Origin of the sequence: Vibrio sp. SNU_ST1, from assembly GCF_030563405.1 — a bacterium.
GTDB lineage: Bacteria > Pseudomonadota > Gammaproteobacteria > Enterobacterales > Vibrionaceae > Vibrio.
On the sequence record NZ_CP130749.1, the window covers coordinates 1,283,371 to 1,300,243 of the forward strand.

At 44.5% G+C, this 16,873-nt stretch carries 16 protein-coding genes and 1 pseudogene; 5 read left to right on the forward strand and 12 right to left on the reverse strand.

Annotated elements, in window-relative coordinates:
- Positions 1-61: 61 nt before the first annotated feature.
- The 3 genes from hpf to Q5H80_RS19965 all read left to right on the forward strand — a co-directional run bounded on the left by hpf (position 62) and on the right by Q5H80_RS19965 (position 1,748).
- Complete coding sequence (hpf, locus tag Q5H80_RS19955; protein ID WP_009846260.1) at positions 62-418, forward strand: ribosome hibernation-promoting factor, HPF/YfiA family; 357 nt, start codon at positions 62-64, stop codon at positions 416-418.
- A 283-nt stretch (positions 419-701) separates the two neighbouring features.
- Positions 702-857 (forward strand): DUF3012 domain-containing protein, encoded by a 156-nt coding sequence (locus tag Q5H80_RS19960; protein WP_304569878.1) that lies wholly within the window; start codon positions 702-704, stop codon positions 855-857.
- A 96-nt stretch (positions 858-953) separates the two neighbouring features.
- Positions 954-1,748, forward strand: coding sequence for an HAD-IIB family hydrolase (locus tag Q5H80_RS19965; RefSeq protein WP_304569880.1), 795 nt, complete (start codon positions 954-956; stop codon positions 1,746-1,748).
- 156 nt (positions 1,749-1,904) lie between these two features.
- On the opposite strand, the gene phnE (Q5H80_RS19970) is transcribed toward Q5H80_RS19965, so the two are convergent.
- The 7 genes from phnE (Q5H80_RS19970) to Q5H80_RS20000 form a co-directional block, all read right to left on the reverse strand.
- Complete coding sequence (gene phnE / locus Q5H80_RS19970; protein WP_009846258.1) at positions 1,905-2,708, reverse strand: phosphonate ABC transporter, permease protein PhnE; 804 nt, start codon at positions 2,706-2,708, stop codon at positions 1,905-1,907.
- Positions 2,708-3,532 carry a phosphonate ABC transporter, permease protein PhnE gene (gene phnE, locus Q5H80_RS19975; protein WP_304569881.1) on the reverse strand — a complete coding sequence of 275 codons (825 nt, stop codon included), beginning with the start codon at positions 3,530-3,532 and terminating at the stop codon, positions 2,708-2,710. The genes phnE (Q5H80_RS19970) and phnE (Q5H80_RS19975) overlap by 1 nt, the downstream gene beginning before the upstream one ends.
- Positions 3,520-4,290 carry a phosphonate ABC transporter ATP-binding protein gene (gene phnC, locus Q5H80_RS19980; RefSeq protein WP_004732991.1) on the reverse strand — a complete coding sequence of 257 codons (771 nt, stop codon included), beginning with the start codon at positions 4,288-4,290 and terminating at the stop codon, positions 3,520-3,522. Before phnC ends, phnE (Q5H80_RS19975) begins: the two co-directional genes overlap by 13 nt.
- A gap of 127 nt (positions 4,291-4,417) precedes the next feature.
- Positions 4,418-5,458, reverse strand: a complete 1,041-nt coding sequence (phnD, locus tag Q5H80_RS19985) for a phosphate/phosphite/phosphonate ABC transporter substrate-binding protein (RefSeq protein ID WP_004732989.1) — start codon at positions 5,456-5,458, stop codon at positions 4,418-4,420.
- A gap of 300 nt (positions 5,459-5,758) precedes the next feature.
- Entirely contained in the window at positions 5,759-6,979 is a 1,221-nt protein-coding gene (locus Q5H80_RS19990; protein ID WP_304569885.1) for a glycerophosphodiester phosphodiesterase family protein, read from the reverse strand.
- 275 nt (positions 6,980-7,254) lie between these two features.
- Entirely contained in the window at positions 7,255-8,607 is a 1,353-nt protein-coding gene (locus tag Q5H80_RS19995) for a sigma-54 dependent transcriptional regulator (RefSeq protein ID WP_304569886.1), read from the reverse strand.
- Complete coding sequence (locus tag Q5H80_RS20000; RefSeq protein WP_304569888.1) at positions 8,604-10,577, reverse strand: ATP-binding protein; 1,974 nt, start codon at positions 10,575-10,577, stop codon at positions 8,604-8,606. The genes Q5H80_RS19995 and Q5H80_RS20000 overlap by 4 nt, the downstream gene beginning before the upstream one ends.
- A gap of 397 nt (positions 10,578-10,974) precedes the next feature.
- Between Q5H80_RS20000 and Q5H80_RS21165 the strand changes: the two genes are divergently transcribed.
- Together Q5H80_RS21165 and Q5H80_RS20005 are read left to right on the forward strand one after the other, a co-directional pair.
- Positions 10,975-11,154: a GyrI-like domain-containing protein gene (locus tag Q5H80_RS21165; protein ID WP_369809728.1), complete on the forward strand. Its 180-nt coding sequence runs from the start codon at positions 10,975-10,977 to the stop codon at positions 11,152-11,154.
- A 333-nt stretch (positions 11,155-11,487) separates the two neighbouring features.
- On the forward strand, positions 11,488-12,174 hold the full coding sequence (locus Q5H80_RS20005; protein WP_135442498.1) for a hypothetical protein: 687 nt from the start codon (positions 11,488-11,490) through the stop codon (positions 12,172-12,174).
- Positions 12,175-12,222: 48 nt separating this feature from the next.
- Here the strand turns inward: Q5H80_RS20005 and Q5H80_RS20010 are convergent.
- From Q5H80_RS20010 to Q5H80_RS20030, 5 genes and pseudogenes are all read right to left on the reverse strand, one after another.
- A pseudogene (locus Q5H80_RS20010) lies at positions 12,223-12,536 on the reverse strand (regulator).
- 279 nt (positions 12,537-12,815) lie between these two features.
- Entirely contained in the window at positions 12,816-13,802 is a 987-nt protein-coding gene (gene dgcA, locus Q5H80_RS20015) for an N-acetyl-D-Glu racemase DgcA (RefSeq protein ID WP_304569889.1), read from the reverse strand.
- 57 nt (positions 13,803-13,859) lie between these two features.
- Positions 13,860-14,867: an N-acetyltransferase DgcN gene (gene dgcN, locus Q5H80_RS20020; RefSeq protein WP_304569890.1), complete on the reverse strand. Its 1,008-nt coding sequence runs from the start codon at positions 14,865-14,867 to the stop codon at positions 13,860-13,862.
- A gap of 90 nt (positions 14,868-14,957) precedes the next feature.
- Positions 14,958-15,863 carry a LysR family transcriptional regulator gene (locus Q5H80_RS20025; protein ID WP_304569891.1) on the reverse strand — a complete coding sequence of 302 codons (906 nt, stop codon included), beginning with the start codon at positions 15,861-15,863 and terminating at the stop codon, positions 14,958-14,960.
- Positions 15,864-15,982: 119 nt separating this feature from the next.
- Positions 15,983-16,819, reverse strand: coding sequence for an SGNH/GDSL hydrolase family protein (locus tag Q5H80_RS20030; RefSeq protein ID WP_304569892.1), 837 nt, complete (start codon positions 16,817-16,819; stop codon positions 15,983-15,985).
- Positions 16,820-16,873 lie beyond the last annotated feature (54 nt).

The window sequence follows — 16,873 nt, forward strand, 5'->3', positions numbered from 1 at the left end:
TGGTTAAACTAACCGATGTTTGCTACGTTTAAATGACACAGTCATTGGAAAGGTATGATTTATGAAAATAAATGTTCAAACACATCATGTATCAATTAACGACGAGTCACGCAAAGACATCGAAGGTAAATTCGAGAAGATATCTAACCATTTCCCATCACTGATCAGCTGCGACATCATCATCACAAAAGAACATGGTCAACACCAGGTTGAAGTGTTCACCAACTACGAAGGTGTACGTGTAAACGCAAAAGCTACAGATGACGTTATGTATCCAGCTATCGCTTCAGCACTCAAGAAACTTGAAGCAGGCCTAAGTAACCGTAAGGGACAATTGAAATCAGACTTACACGAGAAACCAACGAGCACGAAGCCAGAAATTGCTTCAGACATCATCCAAGAGATGAAACTGGTATAACTCGACGAATAGTTAAAGCGCACTGACGAATAGAAGCGCACAAGAATTCCAAAGCCAGCATGCGTTGCTGGCTTTTTCGATCTATAGCTCGATCTATCAATCACTTTGATTGTTGCTATCGCGACTGTCTTCCCCTTTGCCTCCTACCTTAGAACCAAGTCCAACGCTATAACGTTTTAACGTTTTAACGTTTTAACAAACTTTAACCACGAAAGGTCAACACGCCCTAGTAGTATTTGATACAGTTATAAACAAAAATTTAAACAAGAAAGGAATGTTTATTATGAAAAAAATCGCATTAACTCTATTTCTCGCGACTCAACTTATGGCCTGTACAGAAGTGGGCAGTGAAGCTTGGTGTACTGATATGAAAGAGAAACCGAAAGGCGACTGGACTGCCAATGAAGCGGGAGACTTTGCTAAGCATTGTGTTTTCTAAACACAGCTCAGCATTAATTAGCAACACTGAGTGTAGACGTTTAACGACGAACTGCTCACTCTAAGCGACACAATCAATGGAATAGTGAGTTTTTAGATGGAACACCAACTAGGCAATAACTGGAAGCACATCGAATGGGTATTAACCGACGTCGATGACACGCTCACTTGGCAAGGTTCACTCCCTCCTGAAACCTTGATTGCGTTACAAAAGCTAAGAGACAATGGAATCAAAGTGGTCGCGGTGACTGGCGCTTGTGCGGGTTGGTGTGATCATATTGCACAACTATGGCCTGTCGATGCCGTGCTTGGAGAGAACGGCGCCTTCTTATTAGAGAAACAAGATGGCGCATTACAGCTTTCATCGGAAACACCACTAGAGCAAGTGCGCCAGAGCCAAACCAAGCTAAAACAACAAGTTGAAGCGATCTTGGCGAGTTACCCAGATCTATCCCTAACTCTGGACCAATCTTACCGCTTGTGTGAGGTCGCGATTGATATCGGCCAAAACCGTGAACCTGTTGACCCTGAAATAGTGCAAGTGGTACTTGAAAGAATACATGCTTTAGGCGCACACGCGACGGCAAGTTCGATTCATATCAATGCTTGGTATGGCGAACACTCAAAGAAAAACGCAGTACATCGTTTTCTGGCTAATAAAGGCCTATCGCTTGAACAAATCCACAAGCAAGCGTGTTATGTCGGCGATTCAATGAATGATCAACAGATGTTCGAATCACTACCGCTCACCGTTGGCGTGGCTAACATTCAGCATTATTGGGATAAACTAGATCATCATCCAAGCAAGGTGATGTCACAACCGGGTGGCTATGGGTTTGCAGAATTTGTGGATGCACTTCTGACGCTTAAAAGTGAGACAGCGAAAAGCTAACCATCCTTGTCTAAACAAGCTTTCTGCCTATTCAAACAACATAAAAAAACGACCGCTAGGTAGACCGAAGTACCTAGGGTCGTTTGAGCTTCAAAATGCTAGATAAGCTCTTAACTTTGACACATCACACAAAACACGCTGCATTGCACCATATGTTTATATGAGTTTGTTACGAATATGGATCACCACAGCTTCTGCAACGATAACCACTGCGAAGATACTCACTAATACCATCGAAACTTTTTGCCACTCAAAAAGGTTCTGAGCATCGTTTAGCACCACGCCAATACCACCCGCGCCCACCAAACCCAGTACCGCAGATTCACGTACATTGATATCCCAACGGAACAGCACGATGGAATAGAACGCTGGCATCACTTGTGGCCAATAACCTTTAAGTAAAACGCTCATCCAAGAAGCGCCTGTCGCGCGTAAAGCTTCAATAGGCCCCATGTTCACTTCGGCAATTGCTTCCGCTAACAGCTTCCCTACAAAGCCGATACTACGAATAGCAATTGCCATAATGCCTGCGAGAACACCGGGGCCAAACAGTGCGATGAACAGCAATGCCCAAACCAATGAGTTCACAGAACGTGAAGACACGAGAAAGAATTGAGCAATCCAGTTCAAAGCTTTATTCGGAGTGATATTTGGCGCGTTCATCAGCGCCAAAGGGATAGCAAATACCAAGGTAAACAAGGTACCTAACGTCGCGATGTGCAGTGTCTCAATCATCGCTGCGTGAATCGACTCAGGATAGAAGGCGTAATCCATTGGCACCATACGCTCGAACATATCAGCAAACTGCGCTGGTGCGTCGTATAGGAACTCAGGAATCACTTCAACGGTTTGCCAAGACCACACGATGGCGCACACAAGGCTAAGGTAAACGGCAAATCGAGCCACACGTTCGTTGGGTGTAAAGCGCTGCCACTCTCTATCGATAGATGCAGTTGTCATTAGAAGATTCTCCTAACAATATTGGAAAGAAATTCACCCACAAGAATCAATGCGATAATGGTGATCAAAATAGCGGCAACGAAGTCGTAGTCAAAACGTTGGAATGCAGAGAAAAGAGTACCGCCAAGGCCGCCCGCCCCCACAATGCCAACCATGGTTGAATTACGTAGATTTGAATCCAACTGGTAGCTAGCAAAGCCAATGAAACGAGTAAATACCTGAGGCATCACCGCGTACAGAATGACGCTGACAAAGCTCGCCCCCGTTGCTTTAATCGCTTCAACTGGTTTAAAAGAGATCTCTTCAATGGCTTCAGCAAAAAGCTTGGCAATAAAACCAATCGATGCGAATACCAAAGTCAGGATCCCAGCAAGGGCACCGAAACCCACCGCTTTCACAAATAGAATGGCAATGATCACTGGGTGGAAAGAACGACACAGTGCGATGAAGCCACGAATAGGTGTCGATACAATCGAAGGCATCATGTTTCTTGCGGCAAGTAAGCCAAGAAACAATGAGATGATGATGCCGAAGAAACTCGAAATGATCGCTATCTGTAAGCTCTCCGCTAAGCCACTTAGCAGTAGATTAGTACGCGAGAAATCTGGCGGGAACATTCTTGATAGTAACCGCTCACTTTCACCAAAACCGATGACCAAACGATCAAAGGTCAGCCCTAGCGTCGAGAAACTGTAAAACAGGTAGCCAATGATTGCAGCGATAATTGCACGGTTAGTCCATGAGGTTTTGAACGGATTTTCATGCTTCGCTTGCGATGCGCTTGATGGAATACTTGGCGACGAGCTTGGGTTTAATCCAGCCATGACTCACCCCCATAAATAATTTTTAGGTCTTCTTCTGAAATACCTTCAGGGCTGCCGTCATAATGCACTTTACCGTTACACATGCCGATGATGCGCTTGGCATAACGCTTGGCTAAGTTCACATCGTGGATATTCACCAACACTGGAATGTTTTTCTGTTCTGCGAATGTCTCCATCAACTCCATGATCTCAACCGCTGTTTTTGGGTCGAGTGATGACGTTGGTTCATCCGCCAATAAGATATATGGGTCTTGCATAACGGCGCGAGCGATACCAACACGTTGTCTTTGACCGCCCGATAAACTGTCGGCACGTTGGTTGGCAAAGTCTTGTAGGCCCACAAATTCGAGCAATTCGAACGCTTTGGCTAAGTCTTGCGCAGAGTAGTTACGACGCCATGCATTCCAAGCGGTCATATAGCCTAAACGGCCACTTAACACGTTCTCGATAACCGTTAAACGTTCCACGAGGTTATATTCTTGGAACACCATGCCGATGTGTCGACGCTGTTTACGCAGCGCTTGACCTTTCAATTGAGTCAGGTCTGCCCCATCAAAAATGATTTCACCTTGGCTTGGATCGTTGAGGCGGTTGATACAGCGCAGAAGCGTACTTTTACCGGTACCAGATGGCCCAATGATCGCGATGATGCCTGGCTCATCGATATCAATATTAATGCCTTTAAGGATTGGCTTGCCTGCCACATATTCGTGAAAAAGGTTGTTTATCTTTATTCCTTCATAGCTTGCTACGGCCATACTGCATTTCCTTGTGCGAATTTTAGAATGATCTATGCCCTACCCGCGAGGGCATAGATTTTTAGTTAAGGTAAGTATTTAAAGAACTAAGTCTTTCTAAAACTTAGCCTTCCAACAGAGCTAAGAGTTAGCCGTTGTTTGCTTGTTTTGCTAGCTCAGCGGCTTTTTTCTTCGCGCGTTTAGCCGCATCTTTTTCAGCCAACTTCTTCAGGCCAGTTTTGGTGTAAGCCGTACCTGTCGCATGAGCAATATCACGAATCACATCCCACTCTTCTTTGTAGCTGATTGGCGAGAAACGGTCGGCACCTTTAAACGATGCGCTCATTTCTGGTGTAAAGCGGTAGCTAAAGAAAGCTTCGTTGATCTTCTCAACCAGTTCTGGTTTTAGGTTGTAAGCATAGCCAAATGCCGACGTTGGGAAGCGTGGGCTACGGTAGATGATCTTCAGTTCAGAATCGTCGACACGACCTGCTGCGACCATGCGATCGTACACGTCCGATGCCACAGGTGCCGCATCATAGTCTCCGTTGAAAACGCCTAGAATCGATTGGTCATGCTTACCTGAGTAAAGCACTTTGTAATCTTCATCTGGCACTAGGCCTTTCGCTGGGAATAACGCACGTGGAGCTAGGTTGCCAGAGTTGGAAGATGCAGAAGTGTGTGCAACCTTTTTGCCTTTCAGATCAGACATTTTGTTAATGCCGCTGTCTTTACGCACAATCGTGATTAGGTTGTAGCCTTGAAAGCCAGACTCATCTCCCTTCACCGCAATTGGAACGTAACCTGCTAAGTTAACTGCGTAGCCTGTTGGGCCCGTAGAGAAACCTGCAACGTGCAATCGACCAGAGCGCATCGCTTCTACTTGTGCAGAGTTTGAGTGCACCGTGTAGTAAATCACTCGCTTACCTGTAATTTTACTTAGGTGAGCTTGGAAATCCGCAAACGCATCTTTATACAACGCTGGGTCTTCTACTGGCGTGTAAGTAAACACAAGCGTACTTGGGTCATTCCACTCATCTGGATTCTTTGGTGAATCGGCGACCAAATCTTGGTTTTCATCACAGTATCGATCGTCTAACACACCACGACTAGAGCAGTCGCTTGCCATAGCCATTGAAGGAAGTAGTAATGAGCTAGCGATTAACAGTCCTTTAACACTGATTTTCATATTCAAACCTTACTTTTACTTATTGTTGAAAGTCACCTTCGCTACTGCAGTCTTTGTGCCACCTTTTAATTTGTTTAATTTCAACAGCTTAAACAAAACTCCAAATTGGAAAATTACTTTTGTGTCATTACTGTCCAACCAAGAAGGCCCTATTTGGGTCATTTATGTCCCGCCAATTTCGGTGGTAAAAAAAGAGCCCGAAGGCTCTTTGGTTCACTGCTTTTTCTCTTATTGTTCTTTGGCTAAGTGCTCTCTATACAAACGCTATAATTATCGATGTAAAGCGAAGCTCACAACAGCCTAAGCGTCACTGTCCATACAGTTAGCGTAGTAAGTCACCGTTGCAGGCCAATCGCTGAATACGCCCATAACACCAACATCTTGCGCCAGTACATCAAGCATTTTCATCATGTCGCCATCATTGTTGATGCCATCTTTCACGCTTTGGTAATACCAACCGCCGCCTTGCGCTAGCGGGCCTGAACGCTCAAGTGTCCATGCAATAATCTCAAGGTCAGCATCTTTTGCCAGTTTTGCGTAGTTAGACGCAACCAATTCGTTGTTCTCACCTAACTCAACCAAAGCAAACAGAGGTGGCGCGATGATATTCACACCCGCATCGTGCAGCTCTTTCATGTTTTCAACAGACGCGACAAAGTCCGCTTGCTCATAGACACGGTCGTCAAGGTAAACGGCTTGCTTACCGAACTTAGGCGTCTCATTAACCCAGTACTTCACATCATCCAAGTTGAATGACTGTAAGTAAGTGTCCGAAGGCTCAAAGCCCGCCTCTTTCAGTTCATCCACTAACTTCTGCGCGTACATCTCTTGGCTAAAGCCATTGAAAGGCATTTCAACCGCCGCTGATTTCAATTCAGGAGTCACCTTAACGCCGTGCTCTTTAAACAATGCCGCACTTTCGGCGTGTGTCATCAGTGTTCCACTTTGGCTGTAAAGGTCGGTTCTCCAGCCAGGAGTGCCATTCATGTACTCTTCGACAGTGGTTGCTTTTGGGTTCGCACCATCCATTTTCCCTTTCAGGGTCTTAAACTCCGCTAGCGTGAAATCAGAAGTACGACACTCAACCTGCGCATCTTCGCCTGTCGCTAGGTTGGCAGGCGTGAACGGTGTTGAACACTTCTTAGCGAGAGCTGGATGCGCCAAAACATCGGTTGTGGTGTGTAGATCACTTTGCGAGTGACGACATACCAACGCTTTATCTTTAGTAAAAGTGACATCGCACTCCACTACGCCCGCGCCCATTTGAATCGCTGCTAAGTAGGATTCCTTGGTGTGCTCAGGAAACTGCATCGCAGCTCCGCGATGTCCAATAGAAAAATCACTACGGTGAAAAGGTCCTTCACTGCAACTCAACAGCTTGGTTTTCAAAGGGCTCTCATCCATATTGTTCACTAAAAACAGGGGGCGAGGACCTAAGTCAGCTGACTCTGTTGCAGCCCATGCCGTCATCGAGCTCACACCTAGTATCAGAGCAATCGAACCTTTCAGTATTTGCTTCATGTTTGTATCTCCTTGCAACAAGCAATTATTTTTCTAACTTCCTTTATTCGATCATTCAGTGTTGGATCGCTGTCATATATAGATAGCTGTCATATATATTTTGACTTAGCACCGAATAACCTCATGTGAACGTATGCCACAATGTAGTAATTGCATGCATTGTGCCAAATGTTAAAGCCCTTTTATTACAATTACTTGAAACGGTTAACCATTCGACTAAAAGTTAAATGGGTCATTGTTGTCTTGTGCTTTTATTAAGCGAATGAATGAACCAGTTAGGCCTTGAAGCTCTCTTTATCCAATTGGTGTTTCTTCATTTTTCGATAAAGCGTTTTACGTGGCAGGTTCAGCTTGCTTGAGACCTCATTGATGTTGCCAGCGCTTTCTATTAGCGCTTCCGTCAGAACATTTCGTTCGTACTGCTCCATCTGCTTTTCAAAAGCAAAATCTTCTCCGGATGCTTCACAAATTGGCGATTGAAGATCGAAACCATCACCGACGATACCCAACACAAATCGATCAGCGACATTACGTAGTTCACGAACGTTACCCGGCCATTCATGCCGACATAGCTGCTGTACCTGCTCAGGGTAAATCGTCGATGGGCGCGTCTTATATTTGTGGCTCGCTTGAATCACAAAGTGACGGAACAGCACCTGAATGTCCTCTTTGCGTTGACGCAATGCAGGAAGGCTTAAGCTAGCAATATTAAGACGATAGAAGAGATCGGCTCTGAACTCCCCCTTTTCACTCAAGCTCGCAAGATCAGCTTTGCTGGCGGCTACCACCACAATATCGACCGGGATTAACTCGTTACCACCAACGCGCTCTATCATTCGTTCTTGAATGACGCGCAGCAGTTTAATTTGCACCGCAATTGGCATACTTTCGATTTCATCAAGAAACAGAGTTCCGCCATTGGCTTGTTCTATTTTGCCAATGCGTTTCTTGTTGGCACTAGTAAACGAGCCCGCTTCATGACCAAACAACTCACTTTCGATAATGCTTTCTGTCATGCCGCCACAGTTAATCGCGACAAACGGCTTCGCCTTACGACGGCTAAATTGATGCAATGCGCGAGCAATCACCTCTTTGCCCGTTCCAGTTTCGCCGTTGATGATGGTATCAACACCGGTATGAGACAGTGCTAGCACTTGCTTGCGTATCGTATCCATCGCTTTTGATTGGCCAATAACCACAGATTCAATCGGTAACTCAGCCTCCTCATCACCGTCTGTAGCTGCTGGGCAACTTTGCTGACATTGGGTAATCGCCAAATCAAGCTTCTCCACCAGCTCACTCGAATTAAGCGGTTTTTCTAGAAAATCGAAAGCGCCAAGCTTCATCGCTTCGATCGCCATTGGGATATCGCCATGGCCACTCATCAATAAAACGGGCACATTCGGGGCACGGTGTTGGATTGAGCTCAACAACGTCAAACCGTCCACTTTCGGCATGCGCACGTCACACAACACAACCGACTGACTGTTCGCTTTAAGCGACTTTAAGCCAAGGTTGGGATCAGTGAAGGTGGTGACACTAAACCCTTCTAGCTCCAACATTTCACTCACGGCTTCAACGACATCGATTTCATCATCGATAAGAACTATGTGTTTTTCTGCAGTCATGAGGCAATGCCTTTTGGTAGAGTGACGATAAAAGTGGTGCCTTGGTGTTCAACTGATTCCACGTGAATCGAGCCGCCAAAGTCTTTTATGATGTTGTATGCGATAGACAAACCGAGCCCAAGCCCCTTACCTGTTGTCTTGCGGGTATAAAATGGGTCAAACAGATGCGGAATATCCTCTTCAGGTATCCCTAACCCGTTGTCCATCACCAAAATCTGAATGGTATTCGAATGCTCTTGAGTAGAGATGCTGAGCTCTGGTTGCTCTCTGTGCTCAACGGCATCCAGAGCATTGCTGATCAAATTCACCAATACCTGTTCTAAGCGAATGCTGTTGGCTCGAACCATCTGGTCGCTTTGTGGTGAATACTGAATCGAGACCTTGCTCTGTCTGGTTTCAAACAGGTCAATCGCATCACCGACAACCTTATCCAATTCAACGTTATCAATCTTGCCATCACTCTTACGTGAGAAGGCCTTTAGGTGACGAGTAATCGCAGCCACTTTGTCTAACAAGATCTCGATCTTTTTTAGGTTCTCTTCTGCCCTGTCTGGCCTTTGCTTACCTAACCATAATTGAGCACTTCTAACGTGACTGTTTACTGCGGTCAGAGGTTGATTGATCTCATGCGTGATCCCGACACTTAATTGTCCCAACGCGGCTAATTTTCCGGCTTGGATTAACTCGTCTTGAGTCACTCGTAGTTTGGCTTCGGCTAAGGTGCGTTCTTCAACCTCTGCCTCTAATTTTCGATTGGTTTGCTTAACGACTTTGGCCGTGGTCTGGAATACCTTTAGGTACTTGGCCATTTGCGTCACTTCGTCTTTGCCACGAATGGACACTTCGGTATCTAGATGACCGGTAGAAATCGCGAACATGTTGTCTTTGAGCTGTAAAAGCCTTTCTAAAATACTCTTACGCACGTAGAACCACGAAATGGCAGCGGCAGCCAACACGCTAAACAGAGAAAGAAAAAGAGAGAGTTGCTGATTCGATTGTAAAGACAGCTGCGCTTGCTGAATCGATTGATCAATATTGCTATTCACCTTGCTGGTGTTGCTTTCGATCTGCACGGTTAATTGGTTCAAATGCTCGCGGCTGTTTTGCAGGAAGTATTGCTCTTGATAGAGATGATCGAGCGCTTTGTTTTTTACTCCATACAAGCTGCTATCACTTGAAGCGAGGTTATAAATCACCGTGAGTTGATGATCTAATTCAGGAAAATCACTTCTTAAATCACCACTGACCCAGAGCTTCCACCACTCTTCCCCAACTTGCTCTAAGCGGTAACTGGTGTAATCGAGCTCATTAAAGCTTGAGTCGTTATACAGCTTCTCTACCAAGCCTAATTGGTAATAAAGCAGAGATTTCAACTGAGTATATTGGATTTGATCTTTAGCTGACTCAGGTAAACTATCGAGTGAATCACTGGCTTGTTGCAATAGAGGATAAAAGCCTTCAAGCAAATTACGAAGTTCTTGATTGAGTTGTTCTGACTCAATCTCACTTTGATATAACAGGCTCAGACTATTATTAACTTGGGCGATAAGATCTTTAAAATAGGCGTGATAATCAGGAAACTGAACCATAACGCTATTCATCACTGAAATGGCCTCTTCAATTTTGAGCATCGCCTGCTTACGCTCTATATTCGATTCAGCGTCACTGAGCTGAGATGAGGTCGTGATAATCACACGCACCATATCATTGAGGCGTGCAGCATTATCTAAGGCGGGGATTTCACTCTCTTTTAATTCAACGAGGCGTTGGTTCAGATCGTCAAAAGTAAAGCTAGAAACAACCGAAAGGAAGATGGTGGTCATCGATAACATAGCCAATGCCAACACCAAGCGCAGTTCAATGCCTTTCCAACCAAACCACTTGCGACGCGGGATTTTGATCGAAAACGGGCGTTCAAAACTGTCTTTATTTTCTATCACCTCGGAGACATGACTACTCACTCGCTCCACCTTCTCTCATCATAAAATCAACAGGATCCGTCAATGATTCAATCAGTTAGGTGGTTTGCCTATTTAATCTTAGATCTAATAGCTTTAGTGAAGCTATTAAACGAAGAGTGATCATTAACATTTCACATAAGATATCATAACAATTATTTTATAAAGCTTACGTGGTCTGTTTTGCGATAATAGAAAGTGACCGCACCGACAGAAACGTGATTACTTTATCAATCCCTGTCGGAGGGCATTTTAGTTCGAGCACTTCCAATAACGTCTGATCATTTATCATAGAGATTGATCGTATTAGGCTTATCATTCGCAAAACGGTCTTGAATCTAAACTTTCAGGCAAATTAGCTGAAGGTATCGATCGCAAGACAATTTTGGGTGGCAAATATGCCAAGGCCTTGCACAAAGGTACTTACGAGAAACTCTCTGAAGCTTACAGCTATTTACTCTTAAAATGGCTACCAGACAGTGGGTTTGAACTGCGAGACCAACCATGCTTTGAGGTGTACCTGAATCGAGACCCAAGACGAACTAAACCTGAGAATTTGAAAACCGAAATCTATATTCCGATCAAGTAACTAAGAGAGCTTCCCTTGAGTCAGTCAATCACGGCTGGCTCATTTTTGGCCCCATTGTTGGTTAGACCTTTTACTCACTGACATCCTGTTTGTGGGCTTTTCCCCTATTAAAAGTTATCAATTCTTCCAATGCTGTTTGTTGTAAATCCCCGTGTTGTATTACAGGGGTAAATTCGACCTAACTATTAGCTATCGATTAACCTAATTAACGGACTACATGTAATAGGTCAATTTGAATTATGAGCTAAATCTATATGATTACATTGAGCTATTTATTGCTAACAATTGGGTTGAATGGCATTCTAAAGGTAGGATCATTGAGAAAGAAAAACGATGGAAATTACACCTATTTGTTACGCTGTTCGATGCTATTTAGAGCTCTACTATTTGACAAAGATACGCCCTGCTCCTGGCTGTTTATCTAACATCCTGACTCACTATTCAAATAAGGTCGGAGTAAATCAGTTTGTTGAATCGCAATTACAAAGAGGCTCACAATCAAAAGGGATAGTTTCGCGAAACAGTACGGTTATCATGAAAAACTGTAAAATAATAAACTGTGGTACAGCCGTAGAAATGGATTCAGCTTCCTCTGTCGATATGGATGGCCTTGCAGTCACAGATTGTAATATGGGGATTAAAGTAAATTGTTACGCTAATGAGGAAATAGCAATGCCACTTAATTTGAAAAATAGCACGTTTAAAGGTGTAGGTACCGTTGTTAGGGCACCAGAACAAATGATGGTTGATGTGGACAATTGTGATTTTGAAGATATTAAAATTGGCTTCGATTTCTACATTCCGGACGCGCACCTATCAAATTTAGGGTTGCCAGAAAATACTCCTCAAGAATTATTACTTGAAGTAGCGAAAATTGTACGCAGCCATACAACTGAAGATCGTCTAACTGTAGTAGATAAAATCTCTCAATCGGGTTTAATCAAATGGCTTAACATTACTTCTGGTATTGTTACTGTAGGAACTCCTATCATTGCAAATTTAATGACTTATTTTTCTTAATTTAATTCGTGATTTTGAAAAAAAATAGGCTCCATATGGAGCCTATTTCTATCCTTTCATTTTTGTGAGAACCCTTGCGACTCTAATCAAATACGTAGAAGTTTTGATTTCAATTTCTGACTGTATCTCTAGTAGTGCAATCCCTGCTAAAATTTGTTGCGGTCTCACCACTTGACCTGTTGGTAGTTCCATCTTGTCGTACAACATTTTGAACTGCTCCCACTCTTCACAGACACTGAATTCCAGACCTTTTGCCATTATCATAAGCCTTTGCATTCGGGGGGAATGGGGTTTCCCTTATCCCAACCTGTGACGGTTCTAACAGATTTAAAACACAGTTCGGCGACCTCTTCCTTGGTCATTTGGCACTCTAACTCTCGAAAAATGTAATTCTTACTCATTTCGCAACACTTTAATGATAAACCCTATAAATACAACGGGTTATATCAATTATATAATATGTGTACTATTAAACATAATGAGATAAAGTGCGCACTGTACAAAGGCGTATTAATTGGCAAACTTACATTATAAAAAGTTATGCATGAATCACTAATATTAGAATTCCTGAAGCTCATTTATGTCCAAAAGTTCGCGTGCCTACCTATAACCTTTATCACCATACTGAACGCTAAGCCACCTTAAAGAATGATCATCCCATCTTGATAAGTCAGTGCTGGCGAAACATCTTGGCCAAGTAATACAGGGCCATCAAGGTCGACTATTTTAGATTGAACCGCAATAGGCAGCGCTGCTCGCATCGCCAATGAGGTGCCAAGCATACAGCCAGACATCAGAGTAAAACCGAGCCTTTGAGCTTCCTCAGCAAGTACCAAGGCTTCGGTCAAACCGCCCGTTTTATCGAGCTTGATGTTGACCATTTCATACTTACCTAACAAAGATGAAAGTTGCGAAGTGGTATGACAGCTTTCATCAGCACACAGTGGTATCGGGTGCTTGATGTGTGCCAGTGACGCATCATGCTGCTGTGGAAGAGGTTGTTCGATCATCGCGATATCAAACTCAGTAAGTTGATTGAACAACTCTTCGAGATTCAACCCTGTCCACGCTTCATTAGCATCCAGTACAATCTGAACATCGGGTGCCGCTTCTCGCACAGCGCAAACACGCTCTACTACCTGCTCGCCATCAAGCTTCACTTTTAGGAGCTTCGCGCCATTCGCCAAATAATCTCGTGCTTGGGTCGCCATCGCTTCTGGTGTGCCGATGGAGACTGTCATTGCAGTCACAATTTGAGCAGGTAACCCAAACAAGCTATTTGGAAACATCTGGCCGTTCTGCTGCGCTTCGAAATCCCAAAGCGCACAATCGACCGCATTTCGCGCTGCCCCTCCAGTCAATAAAGACTGAAGATGATCTCTTAGCTCTGCCGGATCGGTAACGCCTCGCTCAAACATACCTTCAAGTGCGCTAGACGCTTGTTGGATTTGCGCTAATACAGACTCCGATGATTCGCCATACCTTGGGTAAGGTGTGCACTCTCCCTGAGCTTGTTTGCCATTATGTTCAATGTAAACACGAACAACGTGACACTCAGTTCGACTACCACGAGAGATGCGAAAAGGCGTCTGCATCGCGATAGTAATGGGTTCTGCTGTAATCTTCATAATTTCACTCGGTTGATGTTCGCTTTAACAAATGGAAACGTAGAAATGATGAAATCGTTAAAGTGAATGTCGCAAATGATCAGTAATGTGTTGTACACCAAAACGCACTGGATCCGTCACGAGCACTTGATAGAGTGTGGTCCATTCTTGGCATAATGTCTCAGCGTCTTCAATGCTAATTGCCGACGTGTTCAAGCAGATGCCAACCAATTTCACATCTGGGTTAGTCAATCGTGCCGCTTGTAAGTTGGCTTCAATCGTCTGTTCTATGCTTGGCAATTGAGCGTGAGGAAGGTTACGAATATGTGGTCGCCCGACTTCATGGCACAACACCAAAGCATCGGCTTGTGCGCCATGCAATAACCCTAAACTCACGCCTGCAAAAGACGGATTGAACAACGAACCTTGGCCTTCAATGATGTCCCAATCGTGGTCAGTAAAATCGGGGCTAATCGCTTCAACCGCGCCGGAAATGAAATCCGCGACCACAGCATCAATTGAAATCCCGCAACCGTCAATCAAGATACCTGTCTGCCCCGTCGCTTTAAACTGAGCTGACGTTCCCGCTTGTTTAAGCGATTTTTCAATCGCCAACGCCGAGAACATTTTTCCTACTGAACAATCTGTTCCGACAGTAAGCAGGCGCTTACCTTGACGAGGCTTTCCGTTACCAACCTTGAGAGCTCCATCAAAGTGTCGTACATCATGAAGCTTAGTCAATCCTTGTTGCTGCATGTCAGCAAGCGGTGAAAATTCACTCAAGCGCTGGTGCATGCCAGATGCAATCTCAAATCCCATTTCTGCAGCTGCCATTATGGTTGGCTGCCAAGAGGCAGGAATAACACCACCAGGGTTTGCCGTGCCAATCACTAGGGTTTTCGCGCCTAGCGCTTGCGCCTCTTGCAAGGTCATGTCCGTTAAGCCAAGAGAAACCGTATCGCCTGTTAAGCGCAGTTGGCCTAGGCAGATTTCTGGTCGCCATTGGTAAATACCACGAGCTGTTTTTGCGGCAAGCGGGTCGGTAACATCCCCAAGAAAAAGAAGGTAAGGTTGAGCGATAGACATGAGCGTTCCTAATTAATGAATCCTTGTATGGTTTACTTTAATTAAGAACTTAGAAGCTGCCGAATGCCTATTTATGGCGAGCCTATAACATTAAGTTATAGGGTGAGTATGGATCTTTAATGAAGCGATAAATTGCTTAACAGAAATCGACTGAGGGGTGTGCTCTGCGCACAAAGTCGATACCGAGAATGGAATTGCTGGCTTTAGCGGCAACACGCAAACTGAATCGTCATTTTGATACTGCTCTGCAGTCCACGGGTCAACAATCGCAAACCCCGCTTGGTGCTTGACCAGTTCCGCCGCCGCGCTATATCCACGCACAGATATCGGATGGTGATAATGCTCATCTCGCGCAATAAGGCTTTGATGTAACAGGAGGCCTAATGGATCGCGGCTATCAAGCCCGATGATTGGCAAAGGATAGTTAATCAGGCCATCAAGAGTTAATTCTGCGGGCAAGTGTTCAGCCGTATTGGAGGGAACCAGAACCTTGAGTGATTCGGTTAATAGCGTTTCACTTAATATGGCAGGCGGTGTTTCGTCCCCAAACGCGATAGCAATATCAAGCTCATGCTTTAATAGCCCAGCACAAAGTTCGTCGCGATTAGCAGTAAGCAACTCAAAAGAGAACTCTTGTTTACTGGAATATTGTTCACGAGACATTTGAGCTATGACCGGAGTCAGCAATTTGGTCGCTAGTATCGGCGGCGCACCAATACGTAAATGCTGATGTCCTTGCTTCACTTTGTTGGTCAGAGATCGAAATTGACCCAGTTGCTGATACACTTTTTCAGCTTCGGGCAACAAGGTTTTGGCCTCTACCGTTGGCACTAATCGCCCTTTGACACGCTCGAACAATCCAAACCCGAGTTGTTGCTCGGTATGCGCCAGAATACGAGTCACATTAGGTTGCGACACATGCAAGCTGCGCGCGGCTCCAGATACGGTTCCGTTCTGCATAATGGCGTAGAAGACTTCCAACTGTCTTAGGTTCACATTGATGTCCTTATGGTTCGCGAAACAAATCTAGGGGTTGGCTTTTCTTGTATTAGCTAAGCTCTTTATCGGTCTAGCTGTTTAACTCGCTGCTTATTTATCTATTTGTTTGCGTAACTCTACTTTAGTAGATCAGCTATCGTAGGTTGAAGCACCTGAGCCCAAGTTTGGTAAGCTTTAGCATTCAAATGCAGATCATCACACGAGTACTCATTCGACAAAAGCTTATTAGGTGACAATACTGAATTCACATCTAAGAACGCAATGCCTTGCTGAGAACAGTACTCGCTTATCTTGCTATTGAGCAGTTCAACCGACGGATTCAAACCTTGCAGTTTGGAGCCCACATAAAGAGTAGATTGCACCAAAATCTGAATATCATTTTCTTGCCACACCTTAAGCATATCAATGTAGTTCTGGTAGATATGGTCGACATCATAACCTTGCGCTAAATCGTTTATCCCTGCCATAAAACACACTAGTTTTGGATTCACATTCAACGTGGTATCAATACGACGCAACATGCCTGTTGTGGTATCACCCGCGAGACCGCGATTGACCATCGAAACATTCCGAAAAATATCCGCCCAAGGTGCCCATTCGGTGATCGAGTCACCAAACATCACTAAGTCTGCATTTGGGGAAAAATGGCGATGGTTATCTGATGTCATGATGTAACGGCTCATGCTGTGGCCTCGTTGTTGAATCTCAGACTGAAGAGCAACTGCCTTGAGGATATCACTATCCGGCGTAGTGCCATCAAATTGAGCCAGTAACCCTTCGATGTGTGGTTTAAAAGGGCTAAGACGAGTACTCAGTTGGTGGTGTTCTTTAAGGGAAGATAACCTCTCTAATAGAGTATACAGAGAGCGATTTTGACCAACTTCTTGGAATAACTGATACAGATCGAGGACAGGATGTTGCTGCAACGCGGCAAGTAATTGCTTATCTTCCATGGTGTTATCTAACCCTTCAATTATCTAATGATGAGCTTAAGATAATATCCGATT